13 protein-coding genes are annotated in these 22,801 nt (G+C 37.3%); 8 read left to right on the forward strand and 5 right to left on the reverse strand.

Annotated elements, in window-relative coordinates:
• Positions 1–64: 64 nt before the first annotated feature.
• Positions 65–1,768: a T9SS type B sorting domain-containing protein gene (locus LB465_RS17330; RefSeq protein ID WP_224471183.1), complete on the forward strand. Its 1,704-nt coding sequence runs from the start codon at positions 65–67 to the stop codon at positions 1,766–1,768.
• Between the two features lie 144 nt (positions 1,769–1,912).
• Here LB465_RS17330 and LB465_RS17335 read toward each other — a convergent pair whose 3' ends face one another.
• Positions 1,913–2,575 (reverse strand): class I SAM-dependent methyltransferase, encoded by a 663-nt coding sequence (locus LB465_RS17335; RefSeq protein ID WP_224471184.1) that lies wholly within the window; start codon positions 2,573–2,575, stop codon positions 1,913–1,915.
• A 377-nt stretch (positions 2,576–2,952) separates the two neighbouring features.
• Between LB465_RS17335 and LB465_RS17340 the strand changes: the two genes are divergently transcribed.
• A complete protein-coding gene (locus LB465_RS17340) occupies positions 2,953–4,068 on the forward strand; it encodes a DUF2914 domain-containing protein (protein WP_224471185.1) in 1,116 nt (371 codons plus the stop codon).
• Between the two features lie 17 nt (positions 4,069–4,085).
• Here the strand turns inward: LB465_RS17340 and LB465_RS17345 are convergent, their stop codons facing one another.
• Positions 4,086–4,259, reverse strand: coding sequence for a class I SAM-dependent methyltransferase (locus tag LB465_RS17345; RefSeq protein WP_224471186.1), 174 nt, complete (start codon positions 4,257–4,259; stop codon positions 4,086–4,088).
• A gap of 543 nt (positions 4,260–4,802) precedes the next feature.
• Here LB465_RS17345 and katG point away from each other — a divergent pair.
• A complete protein-coding gene (gene katG, locus LB465_RS17350) occupies positions 4,803–7,100 on the forward strand; it encodes a catalase/peroxidase HPI (protein ID WP_394370952.1) in 2,298 nt (765 codons plus the stop codon).
• Positions 7,101–7,365: 265 nt separating this feature from the next.
• Here the strand turns inward: katG and LB465_RS17355 are convergent, their stop codons facing one another.
• Complete coding sequence (locus LB465_RS17355; RefSeq protein WP_224471188.1) at positions 7,366–7,566, reverse strand: hypothetical protein; 201 nt, start codon at positions 7,564–7,566, stop codon at positions 7,366–7,368.
• A gap of 848 nt (positions 7,567–8,414) precedes the next feature.
• Between LB465_RS17355 and LB465_RS17360 the strand changes: the two genes are divergently transcribed.
• The 4 genes from LB465_RS17360 to LB465_RS17375 all read left to right on the forward strand — a co-directional run bounded on the left by LB465_RS17360 (position 8,415) and on the right by LB465_RS17375 (position 18,923).
• On the forward strand, positions 8,415–14,297 hold the full coding sequence (locus LB465_RS17360) for a LamG-like jellyroll fold domain-containing protein (RefSeq protein WP_224471189.1): 5,883 nt from the start codon (positions 8,415–8,417) through the stop codon (positions 14,295–14,297).
• Between the two features lie 47 nt (positions 14,298–14,344).
• On the forward strand, positions 14,345–15,235 hold the full coding sequence (locus LB465_RS17365) for an outer membrane beta-barrel protein (protein ID WP_224471190.1): 891 nt from the start codon (positions 14,345–14,347) through the stop codon (positions 15,233–15,235).
• Positions 15,236–15,621: 386 nt separating this feature from the next.
• Positions 15,622–17,901 (forward strand): glycosyltransferase family 4 protein, encoded by a 2,280-nt coding sequence (locus LB465_RS17370; protein WP_224471191.1) that lies wholly within the window; start codon positions 15,622–15,624, stop codon positions 17,899–17,901.
• Positions 17,901–18,923, forward strand: a complete 1,023-nt coding sequence (locus LB465_RS17375) for a glycosyltransferase family 4 protein (RefSeq protein WP_224471192.1) — start codon at positions 17,901–17,903, stop codon at positions 18,921–18,923. The genes LB465_RS17370 and LB465_RS17375 overlap by 1 nt, the downstream gene beginning before the upstream one ends.
• A gap of 2 nt (positions 18,924–18,925) precedes the next feature.
• On the opposite strand, the gene LB465_RS17380 is transcribed toward LB465_RS17375, so the two are convergent.
• Both LB465_RS17380 and LB465_RS17385 read right to left on the reverse strand, forming a co-directional pair.
• Entirely contained in the window at positions 18,926–20,389 is a 1,464-nt protein-coding gene (locus tag LB465_RS17380) for a glycoside hydrolase family 130 protein (RefSeq protein ID WP_224471193.1), read from the reverse strand.
• Between the two features lie 113 nt (positions 20,390–20,502).
• Positions 20,503–21,246: an NIPSNAP family protein gene (locus tag LB465_RS17385; RefSeq protein ID WP_224471194.1), complete on the reverse strand. Its 744-nt coding sequence runs from the start codon at positions 21,244–21,246 to the stop codon at positions 20,503–20,505.
• 668 nt (positions 21,247–21,914) lie between these two features.
• Between LB465_RS17385 and LB465_RS17390 the strand changes: the two genes are divergently transcribed.
• Entirely contained in the window at positions 21,915–22,091 is a 177-nt protein-coding gene (locus LB465_RS17390; RefSeq protein WP_224471195.1) for a histone H1, read from the forward strand.
• The last annotated feature ends 710 nt before the right edge of the window (positions 22,092–22,801 follow it).

The raw sequence follows: 22,801 nt of genomic DNA on the forward strand, positions 1-22,801 counted from the left end.
ATTGCTGACATCTTCGTTCTAAACGAGGGTCAGACAGATATCCCGAATAGTTCGGGAAAAACCCATGAGTATCTTCAGTTATATTCATACTCCTAAAATAGTACATTTGTGTACACACGGTAGCTTGCAGGAGGGGGTAGTTGTAACAGGAAATAATTCTTTAACCGATTGTTCTGCAATATGTGAACTTTTGGGCTCCAACAGAGTCATTGGCACAGTCAGCATTACCGGAAATCCAGCTAAATGCAGTAGCGAAATGGAAGTAAAAGAGGAATGTCTGGGAGATTTTGACGGGGATGGGATACCCGATGATATTGATCTTGACGATGATAACGACGGAATTTTGGATACTATAGAACAACAGGGTCAGGAAGATAGGGATACTGACGGGGATGGTTATCCAGACCACAGGGATCTGGACAGTGACGGAGATGGCTGTTTTGATGTTATAGAAGCAGGTTTTGCAGATGAGGATGAGGATGGCCGTTTGGGAACCTCGCCAGAAAATGTAGATGCGCAGGGTTTAGTGACCGGCGTTTCATCAGGATATACTACCCCTGAAGATAAGGATGAAAATGGAATTTATGACTTTCAGGAAGACCAGGTCTTAAGGGCAGGAACAGACCATGAGCTCACAATTTGTGAGGAAGCCGCTCCTATAAACCTTTTTGATCTGCTGGGCAGTGCAGATTCAGGAGGATCCTGGAGTACACAAACTTTAAGTGGGAATGCTGTTTTTGATCCGGCGGTAGATTCCCCGGGTGCATATGTTTATGAAGTTGATAATGGTTCCTGCGGAAAAGATTCTGCAGAAATCAGAATACAGGTAATTCCGAGGCCAGAAATGGGTGATAATACCGTACTCGATCTTTGTGAAAATGATGCTACTGTAAATCTTAGAGATCTTATTGGCGTTGACACTAACCTTGAAGGTTCCTGGAGTCCCGGCCTGGCTAATGAAGATATTTTTGATCCTGCCATTGATTCCGAAGGAGACTATATTTTCACGGTAGACAGGGGGTCTTGTGGAAGCAGTTCTACGGAGGTGAAGATAAGAGTTGATAAGGAACCCAATGCGGGAGAAAGTACAGAAGTAGAGCTATGTTCCCAGGAGGAGCCGGTCAATCTATATGATCTTTTAGAAGGTTCTCCTGATACAGGTGGCACGTGGCATCCCTTACCAAAAGGAGGAGAGGGTATATTGGATCCGGCCATGGATGCTCCTGGAATTTATACTTACACGATCGATAACGGCTTGTGCGGGGAATCCAGTTCAACGCTAAAGGTGGATATAACAGAATATAACCCTATTATCTCCTATGAAATAGAGGTAGCATCCTTTAATTCTGAAAATAGCGTAACTGTAGTAATAAGAGACCAAGGTAATTATGAATTTTCACTGGATGGAATAACTTACCAGGATGCCAATACCTTTAGAAATCTAACCGGAGGAGATTATAGGGTTTTTGTGAGGGAGATTCAAGGCTGCGGCTATCTGGAAGAGACATTCTCCATACTGTCTTTTCCTGCCTTTTTTTCACCTAATAATGATGGTTATAATGATACCTGGAAAATGCAGGGAAAAACTGAAAAAGAATATACTATAAAGATCTTTGACCGTTATGGGAAACTACTAAAAATGTTGGGTATTGACCAGGCCTGGGACGGCATTTTTAACGGAAAATCAATGCCTTCAGATGATTACTGGTTCCGCGTGGAATTTGATAATGGCGATGTAAATACAGGACATTTTAGTCTCATAAGATAAAAGGAAAGTAGGCCCGGATAATTGGTAACGCATCTGGGACAGAGAATGAGTTTACTTTAAAAACAGTTTCTTTTAAGTGCTTACAATAAAATTGAAAATAACTCGATCCAGTTTTCAACTTTCAATAATTCCTCCATCTTAAACCTAAGTAATATACAAGCTAGTTACTAAATTCCCTTTAAAGCCGGGAGATTTAACCGATAATAACTGTTTTTCTTCCTTAACTATAAAGTTAAAGGGCGACGCTAAAAGGTTTACACCACTTTGTTTTTTTAGTCTGATCCCCTGTCCGGAAATAATGTTCTTATTGGGTTCAAAATCTTCTTCAGGTAAATGCTCGGTTAGAACAACGTATTTAAAATCATATAATTTTTCTACTACAGATTTTATTTCAGCATTGCATAAATGTTGTAAAACCTGTCTTAGAATGACGCAATCTCCGGCAGGCAATTCATCTTTTGCAATATCCAGGAACTGAAATTCCAAATTATCTGCTTTGAATTCTTTTTTGTTATGAGCTATAAGATCTGGAACTATATCTATGGCGATATACTTTTTGGAGTATTTGAACAATTCTTCACCAATATTAAAATCGCCACAACCTAGATCACAAATTACCAGAGGTGTTTCGAAATCTCTTAAAAATGCGGATACTACAGTTATATATGGATTTACTACTTCAGGATGATGTGAGCCCAAACCGGAATAGAATTCAGCTGTATCACCACCCCATAGGTTTTCTTCATATATCTGTGCCATAGCATCTTTGGTGGGCCAGGGCTGCTTTATTTTTTTCTTTTTTGTCATTTAAATGATAGAAACTGGATCATCACTCAAAAGTAAAGGATTAAAATCTGGAACCCGCAATAGGTGAAGGACCAAATTTTAATTTTGAGAAGTGGACAGAAAGCAGGGCACGGTACAATAAAACTAACAGATGCGAAATTCTAAATCCCACTATTACTATTAAGGCTAACAGCAATAGCTAAAAAATTATAGGTATATCCATGCCTTTTTTGAAGCACCGAATAATATTGAATAATAAATAAATAATTAATTGCTTTCTGCTGAAATTACCGATAGGAACCTCAATCCGCTTTTTTTCATAAGCGCTCTGGCATTAAAGTCAAAGCAATTATCCGGGTGAAGTTTTTTACGCTAAATTTGGCACTACTCAATATAGTATGAGAAGAGCTTTAGTAAGATATAGAAAAAGTGCATTTGGGAGTTATGTTATTCGCAATCAAAAATACGCTCCCATTCTTTTTTTTATGGGCGGTTTTATTTTTGATACGTTGACTTTAGGGCGAATAGATCGAATTTATGATACGGTAGTACTTTGCTCGCATATGACCTTATTATCGTTAACGCTTTATTTGTTTAATTTGTCGGATGATGGTAAATGGAAAAACACTTTTATCGATCGTTATTCCGAATATTTTCCCCTAGCTATACAGTTCTTCTTTGGAGCACTTTCAAGTGCTTTTGTTATCTATTTTTTTAGAAGTGTGTCACTGTCAAAAACTATGGTTTTTTTCATACTGCTGGTTCTGCTCTTATTTGCGAACGAGTTTCTTAAAAAGAAAATCTCCAATAAATACCTCCAGTTCAGTGTTTATTTTTTTATAAGTTTTACCTTTTTCACTTTTATGGTCCCTACGCTGATAAAGGAAATGAATACCTTTGTTTTTATTATTTCCGGACTTCTGAGTTTAGCTTGTACGCTGGCTCTTATCCTGTTTATTTACACCTCTAGCCCAAGCACAAGAGCAGAGATAAGTCTAAAAAAACTGATCAGTGGTATCCTTTCTATCTATTTAATTATCAATGTTTTTTACTATTTCAATCTTATTCCGCCGGTACCACTGGCTATGGAAACCGGGTTGGTGGCTCATGATGTCAGGAAAAAAAATAATGAATACATCGTTACTTACGAGAGGGATGAATGGTATATATTTTGGCGTACACATAACATCAATTTTCATCGTCATGTTGGTGAAAGGGTTTATGTGTTCACTTCTGTTTTTGCACCTACAGATTTAAAAAAGTCTATTTTTCATAGGTGGAAACGGTATAATCCTGGAACCAGGAAATGGGAAGTTACTGATGACATTGGTTTTGAAGTTGCCGGTGGTCGTGGTCGTGGTTTCCGTGGATATACCTATAAAAATAACCTTAGGGAAGGCCAATGGAAAGTTGAAGTAATTACAGAAGAGGAACTAATACTTGGTGTTGTCGATTTTGTGATTAAAAACACTTCTGAAGCTCTTGAAGAAGGAATGATAAAGAAATCATTTTAATAACTGTTTCCTCAATACTATTTTTTATTGCCCACCGCAAGTTCCGGAACTATGTCTACAGCGGTATACTTCCCGCTGTACTTTACCAGTTTTTTCCCAATATTTAAGTCCCCGCATCCCAGGTCGCAAACCACCGGCAAACTTTCAAAAGAATTTAGAAATTCTGATACTACGGCTATATAAGGAATCACATTTTCAGGATGGTGTGAGCATAAACCAGAGTAAAATTCGGATTTCTTACCATCCCAGAGGTTCTATTTATAAACCTGCACCATGGCATCTTTAGTTGGCCAGTGCTTTTTTATTTTTTTATGCTTTGTCATTAAATAATAGCCAAAAATGGCGATCTTAAAAGGCATTCCACAATGATATTTTTATATGTCGTAATTTATTGCAAAAGTATATTCATCTTATAAAGTTAAAGCTTCGGGACAAATAAAAAAAGAGAAGGCGACAAAAATGTCGTCTGTGTAATTATATGTTTTAAAAAAAGTTTAACAATTTTAAATACTATATTTACTTAGCATCTTCCTAAATTCTACTTTTAAAATCAAAAATTAATAACGACTACATTTTTCTTCCTTTTTTCAATATCTAATCAAAAGATTATTATAGCTCTTCGGTATTGGATCATTAGGCCAGGTTACAAGACTTAATACTAAAAATTTGTTGCCGGGAAAGATACTAGCCATTCAACATTAAACTCATTTTTAAACCAACAATATCTTATTATTATGAAAAACATGGAGAATCCAGAAAACCTGGCCCAGTGTCCTTTTAGAGGAACCAGGGTTGGCGGAGCGATAGGGAAATCGCCGCAAGTTGACGACTGGTGGCCTAACCGATTACAGGTAGAATTGCTTCACCAGGAACAACCCGTTGCAAACCCTTTAAGCGACGAAAATTATAAGGAGGCTTTCAATAGTATTGACCTTCAGCAACTTAAGAAAGAAATAAAAGCAATGCTGGTCGATTCTAAAGACTGGTGGCCTGCCGATTATAATAATTACGGCCCTCAAATGATTCGTATGGCCTGGCATTCTGCCGGGACTTATCGTATCGCAGATGGTCGTGGAGGAGCGGGGCAGGCGCTGCAACGTTTCGGCCCAATTAATTCCTGGTGGGACAATGGAAATATCGATAAATCTCGAAGACTCCTTTGGCCAATTAAACAAAAATACGGGGCTTCTCTGTCCTGGGCAGACCTTATTGTACTTACCGGAAACTGTGCTTTGGAGATCATGAATTTCCCAACATTCGGTTTTGGAGGTGGACGTCGAGATGCCTGGGAGCCTGATCGCAGTACTTACTGGGGGCCTGAATTCTGGAATGGTAAGCCCTTTAAAGAATCTAAAGTTGGTGAATATTACGACGGGCATCCCGACGAGATGGTAACCCAGAAATTGCGTTGGAAAGGAGAGCCATCAGACCCAAACCGGGACCTGGAGAATCCGTTAGCGGCAACACATCAGGCTTTGATCTATGTAAATCCGGAAGGTCCCGGAGGTAATGGTGAACCTAAAGATTCGGCAATGGCAATTCGTGAATCTTTTAAACGTATGGCTATGAACGATGAAGAAACCGTTGCATTGATTGCGGGCGGACATGCCTTCGGAAAAAGCCACGGAATGGTAAGCGCAGATAAAATTGGTCCTGCTCCAGAAGCCGCACCACTGCAGGCTATGGGTATGGGCTGGCAAAATTTAGAAGGAACCGGTTTTGGAAAGTATACCATGACCAACGGAATTGAAGGTTCCTGGACGCCAGATCCTACAAACTGGGATAATAATTACCTGATCAACCTTTTCAAATTTGATTGGAAAAAGACAGAAAGTCCGGCCGGAGCAGTTCAATGGACTCCTGAAGATGCAGATGCGCCAAAAACGCCAGATGCTCACGAAGAAGGAAAGATGAACAACCTGATGATGATGACATCAGATATTGCTCTGAAAGTAGATCCAGCTTATCGTGAAATTTGTGAAAAGTTCCTCAACGATTTTGAGTATTTCACCGATGCATTTTCAAAAGCCTGGTATAAATTAACCCATAGAGACATGGGACCAAAAGATCGTTACCTGGGTCCAGAAGTTCCGCAAGAAGATTTAATATGGCAGGATCCGGTACCAAAAAGAGATTATGACATTATTGAAGAAGCCGATATTTCAGGCTTAAAACAAAAAATCCTGGACAGCGATCTGTCGGTTTCTGCCCTGGTTTCAGCAGCCTGGTCTTCTGCATCTATTTACCGTGATTCAGATAAACGTGGAGGTGCCAATGGTGCTCGTATCGCTTTAGAGCCACAAAATAACTGGGATCTAAACAGACCTGATGAACTCAATAAAGTTCTGACAACCCTGAGATCTATAAAAGAGGATTTCAATGGGAACCAGTCTGAAAATAAAAAGGTTTCCCTGGCAGACCTTGTAGTCCTTGGAGGTTGTGCAGCTATCGAAAGGGCTGCAAAAGATGGCGGCTTTAGTGTAAATGTACCCTTTACTCCAGGCCGTACAGATGCCACTTCAGAGCAGACCGATGTGGAAAGTTTTGACTGGCTGAAACCGGTTTCAGATGGTTTTAAAAATTACCATAACGATAAAGTGGGATACCACGTACCTGCTGAAAGAATTTTTCTGGATCGAGCACAGCTACTTACGCTAAATGCACCAGAATGGACTGTTCTAACTGCCGGGCTTAGAGTTCTAGATCAAAATTTTGATCATTCTAAACACGGAGTTTTCACAGATCGTCCTGGAACCTTAAGCAACGATTTCTTTACAGTCCTTTTAAGTATGGATTACGAATGGGTCCCACAAGATGAAAAGGAAATGCTTTTCGATATTAAAGATCGTGAGACCGGAAATATTAAATATACGGCAACCCGTTGCGACCTTATTTTTGGATCTAATGCTCAGCTGCGAAATATCGCTGAAGTATATGGTGCTGAAGATGGAAGAGAACGATTTATAAAAGATTTTGTGAAAGCATGGGATAAAGTAATGATGCTGGATAGGTACGACGTTAAAGACGATTAAACTTCATTCCGCTTATCTTCAAAACCCGATATTATCAATGATAGTATCGGGTTTTTTATACGATTTAAGTTCTAATTCCCCAGGTTAGCCAATAAGTTTTAAAGATCTATATTTTAATTGTTTAGTGTTGTTTTTTTAGAAATACCAATATGCACCGTGATATAAATAGATTTCAACACTTTAGTTTAAAAACAGGATTTCATCAGCTGTCTTTTCTTTCGATCCTTTAGTTATTGGAAGCATTCTTAAGTTGATTTTTAAAACTTCATTCCACTTCGCCTAAATCTATTTTATTAATATAATTCATCTCGAAATAAGTATAGATATTTGGCACGCCAACTTGAAGCGTGATGTCAAATTCGCCGAAGGTCTCTTCCTCGAGCAATGTTCTACCACCATATTTGATTTTTTCCTGGATATGCTGGTATTGTTCTACGGTAAGTGTTATTTCCAATTTTCGCATCATCCTAATTGTATATTACAATAATAAAGGTAGTAAGCGTCATAATATGTCGTCTTTAATATTTTTTCAATTTTAGAAAATAAGGGGAGCCAATAAAATTCAATATTAGAATATGAAGTGTTTATGTGAGCAGAGGGTCTGTAATATATTTACTAAAAGCCCTCAATGTCCTTTCCTGGATTTCACCGAAATTTTCTTATTCTAAATTCCCACTGGCAATATCAAAGTTTTCAAAGTTAAGGACTTCTGCGAGGTAAGTGTCATCCTCACCGTATTACATAATTGTAAGACTACTCCCACTAAAAGCTAATTGTAAAGAATAAGGAAAATTTTTAAAATAATCAGGAGAATAAATTTCGGGCAAATCCAATGAAACTATATTGGTTTCTGGATCATAAGACAGCGTTGTTGGTAAAAAACTTATCCCAATTCTTAAGTACCCCGATAGATTTCGAATTGTTCAATTTATTTGTCAGATAATCAGTGAGTAAACACTTATAACGATGTATTATAACGAATAAAAGATATATTTCGTCGAAAAATTAACGTCTCTAATTAATATCGTGTAGTGCTAATGAATTGTTAAAGAGCTGGTTGCCTTACATTTGAGATTTGAAAGGGGTAAAACCCCCTAAAATTCAAGGGTTTATAATTTTTTGGAATGGCTATATTTGGAGCGTTTTAAGGGAAAATTAAGATTTATAGTGCATTTTGTATTCTAATTCTACCTATTCAGTGGTTTTGTCACTCAAAAATATTAATAAGAAAAAGATATTTATGAAGGGGAGAGTTCTGCGCATTAGTTGCCCAATTTTAAAACTAAAATCCATCTACTAACCAAACCATTCTCAATGAAACACAATTACTTCCTGAAATTTCTAGTGTTAATTTTTATAAGTTTTGCTTTTGGCAAAGCAATGGGGCAGACACCCATCTTTTCTCCTGGCATGAATATTTCTGTTACTGGAGGTGTAAGTTCGCCCAGCGGAGAGGACGTAAGCAAAATAATTGATGGTAATAACAATACAAAATTTCTGGATTTCAACTATTCAGATGGCATGGGTTTTACTGTGTATATGGGTGGAACTCCATATATAGCTGCGAGTATAGAGATTACTACAGCGAACGATTCACCTAACCGAGATCCACAAAATTTTCAAATTTCGGGATCTAATGATGGGAGTGCCTTTACAAGCGTTGCCTCGGGAAGTATTCCTTGTATCTCTTCAAGATTTACAAAGAGGTCATTTTCTTTTTCTAATACAAATGCATATAAATATTATAAAATAATATTTACTACCCAATGTGGGTTAGATAATAGTTTGCAAGTTGCTGAAACTCAATTATTGGAGGCAAAAGTTAATCAAACTCCTGTTGCGGTTTGTAAAGACATCACCGCGCAACTTGATGGATCTGGAAATGTAACAATTTCTCCAAACGATGTGGATGGCGGCTCGAGTGATTCCGAAGGAGAGGTTACACTAAGTTTAGATAAGAATAGCTTTAACTGTGAAGATATTGGTCAAAATACGGTAACCCTTACCGTGACCGATAGCGATGGTGCAATTGATACCTGTACTGCGACGGTTACCGTAGAAGATAATATAGCGCCGACTATTATTTGCCAGACTAATATTGAGGTGGATAACGATGCGGGGACTGACGGAGCTATAGTTAATTACTCTTTACCTTTAGTTTCAGATGAATGTACACCTGAAAACAACATTACAAATGGGAGTTTTGAGCAAGGAGACTACTCAGGGTGGACTATTACCAGCTCCAATCCTAATTGCGGATCTTTTCTAATTGGAGAAGATGGTGAAACCTTTACCACGGGGCTTCATTTCGATTATGCAGATAATAAAGATGAGAACCAAAGTTCTCCCAATCTTCCATTTAATATCGCTGCCACAGATGGTCAGTTTATGGCTGTATTTCTTCAAAACTGCTCTTCAACCCATAGAATGTACCAGGATATTAATGTTGATCAAAATTCTGTTTTAAAGTTAGACTTAGGTTATAATAACACTATTGGTTTTGATGCTAATAATCAATATATAGCTATTGCTATAAAAGATGTGAATACCGATGATACTATTGAGGAATTATTTAAAACCGAAGCAGGAGACGCTTTGAGTATTCCTGTCTCTGCCTTTAGTTTTGACCTTTCTGCCTATGCTAATCAGGCTATTCGTTTAGAAGTAATTCAAGCTACAATAAATAGTAGTTATTTTGATGTATTTCTTGACAATATTCGTATTGAAGGTCTTCAAACTATTCAAACAGCTGGTCTTCCTACTGGGAGCGAATTTCCAATAGGAACTACCACTAACACTTTTGAAGTAACGGATGCAAGCGGAAATAAATCTACCTGTAGTTTTCATGTTATCGTTAATGATATGGAAGCCCCTACAGGTTATTCGGTAAGTATAGACCAGGCTGAAATTGATGAAAATAACCAAACAGGTGTTAGCTTTACTTTTGCTGGTGCAGAAGTAGGATCTACTTATAATTATACCTTTAGCAGTGATAATGGCGGAACTAACGTGACTGGTTCAGGTACTATTACTGCGGCAATAGATCAAGTTACAGGGATAGACCTTAGTGGTCTCGAAGATGGAACAATCACTTTATCGGTGACATTAACCGATACAGCTTTAAATGAGGGAGCTGCGGTGACAGATACTAAGCTTAAAGCTACTAATCAAGCCCCGGTTGCAGTATGTAAAGCATTTACTGCGCAATTGGATACTTCGGGCAATGTTATTATTTCTCCAAATGATGTAAATAGTGGATCAAGTGATGATAAAGCAGGATTTATTTTATCAATAGATAAAGAAACTTTTGATTGTTCTAATATAGGAGAGAATACGGTAGAATTAACAATAACCGATTCAGATGGCGTTAAAGATACCTGTGCCGCTACTGTAACTGTAGAAGACAATACTGCTCCCACGGCAATTGCTAAAGACATAACTGTTCAATTAGATGAAAATGGGATGGCTTTTATTACTCCGGAAATGATCGACAGTGGAAGTAGTGACAACTGTACTAACCCTGATGCTCTTAGTTTTAGTTTAGATAAAACTGAATTCAGTTGTGAAAATGTTGAATCGAATAATCCCTCGGCTATCGATTTTATCAGTGAAAATAACTCCTATTTTTCTACAGATGCACCAGCTAATATTCCTGTAGGTACTCAGGAAAGAACCATTAGTTTATGGGTCAACCCCGATGTTTCTGATTTTTGTTGGGGATGTTTAGTACAGCAAGGAAATGGTGATTGTACCAGTAAAATGTTTGGACTGGGAATGAGCGAAAATAATAAACTTGTTTTCTGGGGAGGTTGTGATGATTACATTTCGAACCTGGATATTCCTAATGACACCTGGACTTACATTGCGGTAACCTTTAAAAATGGATTGGTTACGCTATACGCAAATGGAGAGTCTGAATCATTCTCTAAACCCAATATAAATACCACAAGTAGCAAATTATTCGTGGGGAGGGAAACGGTAAATAACGGTGCTAGTTTCAGAGATAATTTTGATGGGCAAATAGATGAGGTTAGAATTTATGATAAAGCATTAAACGAGTTAGAAGTTGAAGAGGATAAGGCAAGTCAAACCCCTTTAAATGGAGTGATTAGTAGTTATACTTTTGATGATAAAAATGGTACAGATATAAACGATGAAGAAGGAAATAACAATGGAACTCTTCTCGGCTCTAATGGAGAAAATTTTGTAGAAGGCATATCAAAGCAAGCCCAGGTAACACTTACAGTTACCGATCAAAACGGGAATTCCGCTACCGCTACTGCAATAGTAACAGTAGAGGATAATATCGCTGCTGAAGTATTGACTCAAGATATTACAGTTCAACTGGATGAACTTGGAATGGCTTCCATTACTCCGGAAATGATCGATAATGGATCAAACGATGCTTGTGGAATTGAAAGTCTTGGTTTGGATGTTGCTGATTTCACCTGTGAAAACATAGGTGAGAATACTGTAACGCTAACAGCTACCGATGTTAATGGCAATGAATCTTCAGCAACAGCAGTGGTTACTGTAGAAGATAATATTGCTGCTGAAGTATTGACTCAAAATATTACGGTTCAACTGGATGAGCTTGGAATGGCTTCTATTACCCCAGAGATGATCGATAATGGGTCAAATGATACCTGTGGCATTGAAAGTATTGGTTTGGATATTACTGATTTTACCTGTGAAAATATAGGTGAGAATACTGTAACGCTAACAGCTACAGATGTTAATGGCAATGAATCTTCAGCAACTGCTACGGTAATGGTAGAAGACAATGTGGCTCCTATAGTAGAAACTCAACCTATCACGGTTCAGCTTGATGCCAATGGAGTAGCTTCAATTACTCCGGAAGATATCGATAACGGCTCTTCCGATAATTGTGAGATCGATACGATGAGTTTGGATATCACTGAATTTAGTTGTGTAGATGTCGATAATCCTGTGACTGTTACCTTAACGGTAATTGACGTAAATGGGAATGAATCTTCAGCTACTGCAATAGTAACTGTAGAAGATAATATCCCCGCCGAAGTATTAACGCAAAACATCACTGTTCAACTGGATGAAACGGGAATGGCATCCATTACTCCCGAGATGATCGATAATGAATCAAACGATGCTTGCGGAATTGAAAGTTTGATTTTAGATATTACTGATTTTACCTGTGAAAACATAGGAGAGAATACAGTAACGCTAACAGCTACCGATGTAAATGGCAATGAATCTTCAGCCACCGCTACGGTAACTGTAGAAGATACTATAGCTCCTATTCCAGATGATGCTGAACTTGAAGATATAGTAGTGAAATGTGAAGTTGTAACCGGAAGGATTACTGCTCCTACAGCTACTGATAACTGCTCAGTATTGACTGCAACAACTTTAGATCCGCTAACTTACGATCAGCCTGGATCTTATACTATTACCTGGAACTTTGATGATGGAAATGGAAATACCGCAATGCAAACACAAACTGTGATTGTGGAGCCCTCACCGTTAAATGCTGTAACATTTGATGATGCAAGCTTTGTGTATAATGGAAGTGAACATAGTCTGAAAGTAGATAACCTTCCTGAAGGTGCTTCTGTTGATTACACTATTTCTTCTGAAACAGGAACTCAAAATGCGGCTATAAATGCAGGGGTTTATACGGTAACAGCAAATCTTTCTTCAGGAAGTGAAAGATGCCCAGCTACTGAATTGACGGCTTTACTTACTATACAAAAAGCTCAGGCAGAAATCACCGCGGAAGCTACTCAAATCTTTACCTACGATGGTAATGTTAAAAATGTAACTGCAAGTCTAAATCACTCAGAAACTGAGTTGAGTTATTCTCCTCAGGAAGGTTTTACTGAGCCTGGAACTTATGAGATTACCTTAACTTCAGCAGAAACTGAGAATTACCTTGCGACTACAAAAGAAGTGTCTTTGGTAATCGAAAAGGCTGAAATTACCGGAGTTGTTTTTGAGGATGATACTTTCACTTATGATGGCAGCGAACATAGTATTTATGTAAGCGGATTGCCAGAAGAAGCTTCTGTAAGTTATGAGAATAATGGGAAAACCAACGCAGGAAACAAAATGGTTACAGCAACAATTAGCCAGGAGAACTACAATGATTTGGTGTTAACTGCGCAGCTTGAGGTTAAAAAGGCTGAACAAGCGATTTCTTTTGATGAAATTGAAGATCGAAATCAACTAGCAGAGGATAATTTCCAATTGGAAGCTACAGCAAGCTCAGGATTACCGGTAATCTATTCTTATACCTATGAGTCAGAAAACCCGGCGGCTACTGTTGGTCCCAGAGGATTTGTTAGAATTCTAGGTGCGGGGCAAGTTGTTATTACCGCCACTCAGGAAGGAAACCAGAATTATGAATCAGCTGCTGCAGTGGTAAGAACCCTTACCATAAATGGTAGTGAAGCTCGCTTAAATACAGCGGTAATCAATGGAGTTACTTATTCCAATCCTACTGAAGATATTTACTATCTCATTGGTTGTGGAAACTCTGAGAATGAGGTTCAAATTCAACTTGAACAAAATCAGGGCTCAACAATCGATCGGGACAATAGCTTTACCATGACTACACCGACGCCTGGAATCTATAAGGAGACGGTAATCGTGACTTCTGAGGATGGGAATTCCACCAGGACCTATAATATCACCGTAGAGAAGAATTTCAATTTCGAGGATATCGTGATTCAGAAGTTTAATAATGTATTGCTGGTTAATAATAACCCGGATACCAACGGCGGATACAAATTTGTGAGTTACCGCTGGTATAAAGATGGTTCTGTAATCGGGAAGGGGCAATACTATTCTGTAGGGAATAATGCTGATGACCAGTTGGATGCTAATAGTTCTTATTACGTGGTATTGGAAACCGAGGAAGGAGAATTTTTAAGAACCTGTACCTCTGCTATCCAGTTAAGGAGCTCTTTAAACGTTGCGCTGGCACCAAACCCTGTAAGTTCTGGAGGAACTATGGAGCTTTTAGCAGATTTCCCTAAAGAAGAACTTGAAACCATGCAGCTTTCCATACACAATCTTAACGGGATGCTTATCAAGCAAATGAAATCGAATAACAAGAGTACAAGCATAACTTTGCCTTATAATCTTCAAATGGGTGTGTATCTTCTAAAGATTGAAACTGAGAATATCAGTAAGTCACTCAAGTTTATTATAAAATAAGGAACCTTAGTACTTTTTGAAATTCACTTTAATGATTAAAAATAAATATGAAAACTAATAATATAAAAGCAGCCAATACGATTACCATTTTGAGGCTTGCAATAGTACTTGCGCTAATTAGTGTAAGTACCCAAGCCTTGGCTCAATCTAATAATGAAGTTTCATTTTACCTGCAGGGTTCGTTTTCCGAATTAGGTTATGAAACTCTGGGAAATAATAGCGAATTAGAGAACGGTTTTGGGGTGGGAGCTAAGTACGCCTATTATCTTTCAGATAATTGGAGCCTTGGGACTGGTGCAGAATTCCAGTATATGGAAGGATCGCTATTTTCACCCAATGTTCAAGGTACTTATATGACCCAGGATTCGGAAGGTGAGGAGTTTGAATTTAGATATAGTGCTGATAATTTCTCGGAAAACCAGGAAGTATATTTCTTTAATATTCCGCTCCAAATTCAATATGAGTCTCTGGGAATGACCCGGTTTTATGCAGCTGCTGGTGTTAAAACAGGTTTGGTTTTAACTTCAGAATATCAAAGCTCGATTACCTCGCTTGAAACCAGCGGATATTACCCTCAATATGACGTGGAACTAACTGACCCCGAATTTGCCGGATTTGGTGAATTCGGAGCTATAAATAATGCTGAATCTGAACTCAACCTGAAAACAAATTTTGTAGCCCACCTGGAAAGCGGGGTGAAACTTATGTTGGAAAACAGTCAATCCCTTTATATGGGGCTTTTCCTTGATTACGGGCTTAATGATATAAAACCTGATGCTTCAGGGGATAGGCTTATTGATTACAATAATCAAAACCCAACAGCTTTTGCGTTCGGAAGTCTGTTATCTTCACGGAATGATATGAATTCAAAACAATATGTGGATGAAGTGAGGACCCTGGCTTTCGGTCTGAAAATTCAATACGCATTTCAATTCTAAAATACTTTAATGATTAAAAGAGTATGCCCTTTCATTCCTGGAAGGGCATTTTTATGCGGTAATTTCTCCTATAAATTTTGAACTTCTCAATATTACTACAAATGTGGTATCGTCTATATGAAATATGGCCAGCTCTATTTTAAAGATAGTATCTGGTTTTTAAAATTAAATCAAAACATTTCTAGATTTTGGTAAAAGTTAACACATAGATTATAATGCTTTTAGGCTAAAAGCTTATCTTTAAGAAACTTCCCCTATTAAGGCGCCCCAAATTATTTAAAGATAAACAAGCTAACACGCAGGCAGTTTATAATGAACTGTGTATGAAACTGAAATGTTCATTGCAAGGTTAGTTGTGGTTAAATGTAATGCATAAACACCTTAAAATGAAGATTGCGTATATAGGAACATATCCGCCAAGGGAATGTGGTATTGGGACTTTCACCCAGAATCTTGCCTGTGCAATGACCGCAAAAAATCATTTGGGTGAAAAAAATCATAAGCGCCTAATAATTGCCATGAACGATTATGATGAAATTTATGTATATCCGCCGGAAGTAAAATTAACTATTCGGCAGGAACAACAAACCGACTATCTAAAAGCTGCCAATTTTATAAACTCTAATGGCGCAGATATTTGCATACTTGAACACGAATTTGGGATTTTTGGAGGAAACGGTGGAGTTTACGTACTGCCGTTGTTACATCACGTTAAAATCCCGATAATTGTTACTTTGCACACTATTCTTGAAAATCCTTCTTATACAGAAAAGGCTATTTTAAAGGAGATTTGTAAGATGGCCGATAGGGTTGTAGTAATGAGTCAAATGGCCATTTCTTTTCTGACTTCTATTTATGAAGTTCCGGATGAAAAAATTGCATTTATTGAACATGGCGTTCCCGATATTGAATTCAATAGAAGACAGTCTAAGGCAGAATTTAAACTCAATAAGAAAAAGGTTTTAATGACTTTTGGTTTTATTGGGAGAAATAAAGGAATTGAAACTGTTATTAAAGCCTTACCTCAAACCATTAAAAATCATCCCGAAATCCTCTACATGGTTTTGGGTAAAACACATCCTAATGTATTGCGTAATTCAGGTGAAGAATACAGGAATTATCTGCAATTACTCATCAAAAACCTGAAGCTTCAGGACCACGTTTTGTTATTGAACGAGTTTATTGACGAAACTGAATTATTTAGATATTTATCTGCCTGCGATATTTATATAACGCCCTATCTACATAAAGCTCAAATTACCAGTGGTACGCTTACCTATGCTATGGGCTCAGGCTGCGCTGTGGTTTCTACTCCTTATTGGCACGCGGCAGAGTTACTTCAGGATGGTAGAGGTTGTCTTTTTGATTTTAATGATCCAGACGACCTTGCTTATACGCTGAATAAATTATTAGATAATCCGGATAAACTTAAAGAGATTCAAAGAAAGGCCTATAAATATGGCAAAGAGATTAAATGGCCGAGGATAGGGGAGAAATATTTAGAACTTGCCAAAAACATTTTAAAATCACCTAAAAAAGAAACCTTACATGAAGAGGGCACCATATTAGATCCTTTGCTTCTTCCCACATTTTCCCTGGCACATGTAAAAAGATTAACTGATGATACCGGAATTATCCAACACGCAAAATTTGGAATTCCCAACCTTAAAGAAGGCTATTGTCTCGATGATAATGCTAGAGCTTTATTAATGTCTTTAATGGCCTATAATCAGAAAAAAAATCCTTTAGCACAGGAGTTAATGCCCATTTATCTAAGCTACATTCATTATATGCAGAATGATGATGGAACATTTCGAAATTTTCTAAGCTTTAACCGAAATTTTCTAGACATAACTGGTTCCGAGGATTCCTTCGGAAGAACTATTTGGGCATTGGGTTATTTAATGGGAAATGCTCCTAATGATGCCTATTATCAAAATGGAAAATTGGTATTCTTTAATGCAGTGCCAATTTTTGAAAGATTAAACTCTATTAGAAGTATCGCTAACACGATAATCGGAATATGTTATTATCTAAAAAGTAACCCGGGCGATGAAGAAATGATTGCACACCTAAAAAACCTAAGTTCTAAATTGGTAACGCAGTATGAAAACAACAGGTCTGAAGAATGGCATTGGTTTGAGAATTTACTAGCCTATGATAATGGGATTTTACCTTTGTCACTCCTTCATGCTACCCAAATTTTAAATGATGATAATATACGCTCTATAGCGTTGGAATCTATGGATTTCCTTACTGAACATACATTAAAAAACGGATACCTTTCAATTATAGGAAATAAGAATTGGTATGTAAGAGAAGAAGAAAGATCTATGTTTGCGCAGCAGCCAGTAGATGCTTTAGCGATGGTACTTATGTATTACCAGGCGTTTTTACTCACAAAAGATAAGGAGTTTTTAAATAAATTATTTCTTTCATTTATGTGGTTTTTAGGTGAAAACGATTTGCGAATGAGTCTTTATGATTTTGATACCAAAGGATGCTGCGATGGAATTGAAAAATACGGAGTAAATAGAAATCAGGGAGCAGAGAGTTCTCTCGCTTATTTGATCTCGCACCTCACCGTGCTGCAGGCTTATGAAGAACTTTACCAAACCAAAGAATTTAAATCTGCTAATCTTCTAAAAACAATGGTTAATAGCTGATGAAAATTGCAGTTTTATCACCAATAGCCTGGCGCACGCCACCAGAAAAATACGGCCCCTGGGAACAGGTAGCTTCAAATATTACTGAAGGTTTGGTGAAAAAGGGCTATGACGTAACACTTTTTGCAACTGGCGATTCCATTACTAAGGCAAAATTGGACTGGGTTTGCAAGTTACCCTATGAACTTGATAAAGAAAACGATCCGAAGGTATTGGAGGCTTTGCACATTAGTCATTTAATGGAGCAAGCTCACCGATTTGATATTATTCACAACCATTTCGATTTCCTGCCTTTGAGTTACTCTGGTTTGATTAAAACTCCGATGTTAACCACAATTCACGGTTTTTCATCTTCTAAAATTCTCCCGGTTTATAAAAAGTACAATGCTTCAACCGCATATGTATCTATTTCCAATTCAGATCGAAACAACGCGCTAGATTACCTTGCTACTATTTATCATGGCCTTGATTCTGAGAAGTTCACTTTCAGAAAAGAAAAAGAGGATTATCTACTTTACTTCGGAAGAATTCACCCACACAAAGGTGCTCACGCAGCTATTGAAATTGCTCGAAAAGCGGGTTTTCCTCTAAAAATAGCCGGGCTTATTCAGGATGAAGCATATTTTAATTCAGAAATAAAACCTTATTTAGATAATGAAAATGTTCACTATTTAGGTAATGTAGGTCCCGAAGTACGGGATAGACTTCTTGGAAGTGCAAAAGCATTACTTCATCCCATATATTTTGAAGAACCCTTCGGTTTAAGTGTTTTGGAAGCTATGATGTGCGGTACGCCGGTAATTGCCTTCAATAGGGGAAGTATGCCGGAACTTATTGAAGACGAAAAAACAGGGTTTTTACCGGGTAGTATTTTAGAAGCGGTTTTAGCCGTAAGAGCTTTAAGTAAAATTAAACCTGAAACCTGCAGAGCTCAGGCTGTGAAAAATTTCAGCCTGGAAACTATGGTTAATGCTTATATTGAAGCTTATAAAACTGTGATAGAAAGTAAAACGGGTAAATAAATTTATCTTCGCTTCAAAGCACTAAATAAGTCGGCCAAATTTACCACGGCATATGTAGAAGAATAATCTGAAACGGCATATGGTAAAATAAGGCTTTGATTGTGAATTATAGCCCCACAGGAGTAAACCACATTAGGTACGTAACCTTCCCTTTCATTCTCAAGCGGCGTAATTAAAGGTTCTTCCAGTCGGCCGATTTCTTTGGTAGGATCTTCCAGGTCAAAAAGTGAAGCTCCAATACAATAGCGGCGCATTGGGCCCACTCCATGTGTTATAATTAACCAGCCTTCAGTGGTATATAACGGCGAACCACAGTTGCCAATTTGCGTAAATTCCCAGGGATATTTTGGCTTCTGAAGAGGAATGGGGTTTTTCCATAAGGTTGTCCTTTCAGAAAACATGATATAATTGTTTACCCCATCAATTCTTGCCAGCATTGCATATTTACCTTTTATTTTGGTAGGAAAGAGCGCTAAGTTTTTGTTTTGAGCCCCATCGCCATGTAAAGGCATAATCCTGAAGGTATAAAAATCGTCGGTAGAGAGAAGCTTTGGTAAAATGGTATGACCGTTATAAGCGGTATAGGTTGCGAACACTTTTATCGTACCGTCATCATCTATAAATCTAACAAAACGGGCATCTTCTATTCCGCTGCTTTCCGATTCTGAAATTGGGAAAATTACTCGTGCTGAAATATCGGCATCGTGTTTAAATTCAATATCATAAAAAGAGTCTACCAACCAGGTTATTTCTTGAAGAGCTATTTTTCTTTCGGCAATCATATTGGTGTACTCTAATATCTTGCTCACTTCCTGTTTTAATGCATAATATTCAAACCTGTCGGGCAGCCTGTCCATAATAGCTTTTGAAAATTTTTCGGGAATATCCATTTCCGCAAGCCGCTCTATAAAGCGTTTTTTATCATATAGTTTTTTGTGTAAGATCTCGGCTTTATCTATATGCTTCCCGATCTTCATTAAATGCAGATCATTGTTCTTATCAAGAATACCTCTTCTAAATACTAATGATGAAATGTGGCCTTCTCCTGTTGCCCTAAAGGAAATAATTACTCTTTTTTCACCCTCTTCTAAATAGGTTTGGTCAAAATCTTCAATCATTGAAGGATTGAAAAATGCAGCTGATTCCAGGGCAAATTCCATAGTGCAGTAGGAGCCAATAAGCAATTTTCTTTCTTCGGAAAGTTCGGCATAGTTAACCTTCATAGCCTCAATAATATGTTGGATATTGGAGCAATGTTTAATAAATACCCTGGAAATATTACGGTGGCGCCTGGAGAAGTCTCTTAAAGTTTGTTCTAAAGTTTGATTAACCTGAAAATCACTCATTGCCAAAATTCTGGCAACAAGATTTTGAGTTCTTAGATCCCCATTCATAAAAAACCTGGCCACAACCCGGCTGGAGTCTGGCATAAACTTGATGTTTTTGCGTTCTACTGAAACTCTCATAATATGTACTTTGCGGGGGGAACCTCTTAAAGGTATTATTTAATCGAACACAAAAGTAACTTTCAATCTTAATTTTTCAGGTAGAGGGAAATATTATACTCCAAAACAACAGGTTAAAATTGAGAATATGGTAGGGATTTTAAAAATACTCTGGTGATGTCAGATACCGTGTTGGCATATTCGTCCAGATTTGAAATTCGCAGCCAGTCTGGATGATGACCAAAATTTGACCACGCCTTTTGATGCGTCTCTTTATCTTTAAAAGCCAGCATATAGGTTAGTGAAGGCATCTGATCTCCAGAGATATTTTTTCCGAAGAAAACTGTTCGTAACCCTGCATCCTCAAAAATTTCAAATTCATCTTCATTAAACATTTTTAATTTTCGGCGTAGTGCATTTTCATGGTAACTTTCATAGATCCTTAATTCAAATTGATCCAAATCCTCGTCTGGTTTCACAAGATTTGGAAAACCCCACGTAGATCTAATAAATCTACTTTCATATCGCTCAAATGGGATTTGATCGGGTGGTGTGTTTCGGTAAGCTTCCGCGGACGATTTAAATTGATCGTCCTCTACAAGTGTCTCATAAACATCAAGATATGCCTGCATATTTTTATACGGAATTATAAGATAGATTTTTTTCGGTAAGGCTTCTCCGGTTTCTTCGAAAGCTCCTATATTTTCTACTCCCTGGCGATTCAAAGCAGGGATAAGAGCGTCCTTGAAATAGTCATGAAGAATGTCTGCTGATTTACCGAATTTCATGTCGTAAACCTTTAGCTCATAGACTTCCGATTGGGAATAAGAAAAATTAAAAAAGAAGAAACTGGCAATAAGGATAAGTCGTAAGTTCATAATTTATCAAGTTGAAAGACTAAAGGTAACATATAAATCAGGTTTTAGCCTTTACATTTTAAGCAACAGTTTTGAATGGAAAAGGAGATATCCTAGTAAGTTCAATTTGCCTGATGTGATATCTTACGAATGAAATTCGTATAAGAATCTAACATATTTGTTGAAGCTCTCTATTTGTTATGTTGTGCCAGCTTGATTTGTATTTTTCCTTAATGCTATTTAATTGATCTGAGACGTTTTCCCAATCCCTAAGAAGACAAATTCCAAATAATTTATAAGAAGTAAATAAAAGTATTCTCAGGAATATTTCTGAATTATAATTTGAGATTACAGGGCAGTGATTTCTCGAGATTAGCTTATTAAATGTAACCTAATCTCTACTTTAGATACTTTTTTATTTCTATTTCAAATGCTGGTTTGCTTTGACTTAAATGAGCATTATTCAGGATAGTAAGTTCGAACAAGTCTTGCACCTCTTCTCAATAGACTCTGAAACAATTCATGGCGAAAAATAACAAACACACTATTGCGTTCCTAACACGATCAAACTTTGTCCAAAAAGTCTTTTACATTAATCTATCTCTAAAATATTCCCCAAAAATATTTGAAAATTGAGGAGTCCGTAGAATATTCTACTATTTTAGCGTTTTAAATTTAAATATACTATCATGAAAAAACTTGTAGAAAACATTCAGACTACTTTTGAAACTTTCCAAACAGAAGCTAATGCACAGTTAGAATCTGGCAATAAAAGCGCCGGTACCAGAGCGAGAAAATCTTCTTTGGAGCTGGAAAAACTTTTAAAAGAATTCCGTAAAGTTTCAGTTGCAGAATCAAAAAAGTAAAAGCATACAAAACCTCCCGAAAAGGAGGTTTTTTTAGACTATTTTAAAGGAGTTGGAATAAAGTTGGGGCAAGCACTAATCCTCTTTTTTATACTTAAAGAATCGGTAATTTTTTTAATCTGAATCACCAAAACTTCCTCGAAATGAGTGTTATTAGAAGTTAGTTTTGAGGTAGAAACAATATTGCCAATTGGGAGATTGTTGACTTCTTAAGTAATGCTGAAGCATTATAAGTTAATGGTTCTTTATCATCTCCTGTATATTTACTCCGCTTCCTCTCAACAATAGGATCGGTAACACTATCATCATCACTACTGCAGTCTATGAATAAAAAACATAGCAAAAATTGGAAATAATATTCCATATTATTTATCTTATGAATTACAATGGTAATGTTGACCAGAGATGTAGATGAATTTTCAAGAAATTAAGAGTTGGGTTGATTTATTTTTGTCCTTTTAGAATTAAAAATTATAAATGATCAATTGAATCATGAAAGGATTGAGTTGTAATTTTATTAAAATAAAAAAAGAGAATTTTTTTAAGTGTGTGAATGACCCATCTGGTTGCCTTATGCGGTAGGTGGATATCTCGGATCGATTTGTGCCAGTGATTTCGGTCGGTTAGTGCCAGGCATTTCGGTTCAAATTGTGCCACTTTTGGTTTTAAGTTGAGCCTATATCGGTTCGTTTTGTGCCAGTTGTTTCGGT

It is taken from the genome of Salegentibacter lacus (assembly GCF_020164555.1).
GTDB lineage: Bacteria > Bacteroidota > Bacteroidia > Flavobacteriales > Flavobacteriaceae > Salegentibacter > Salegentibacter lacus.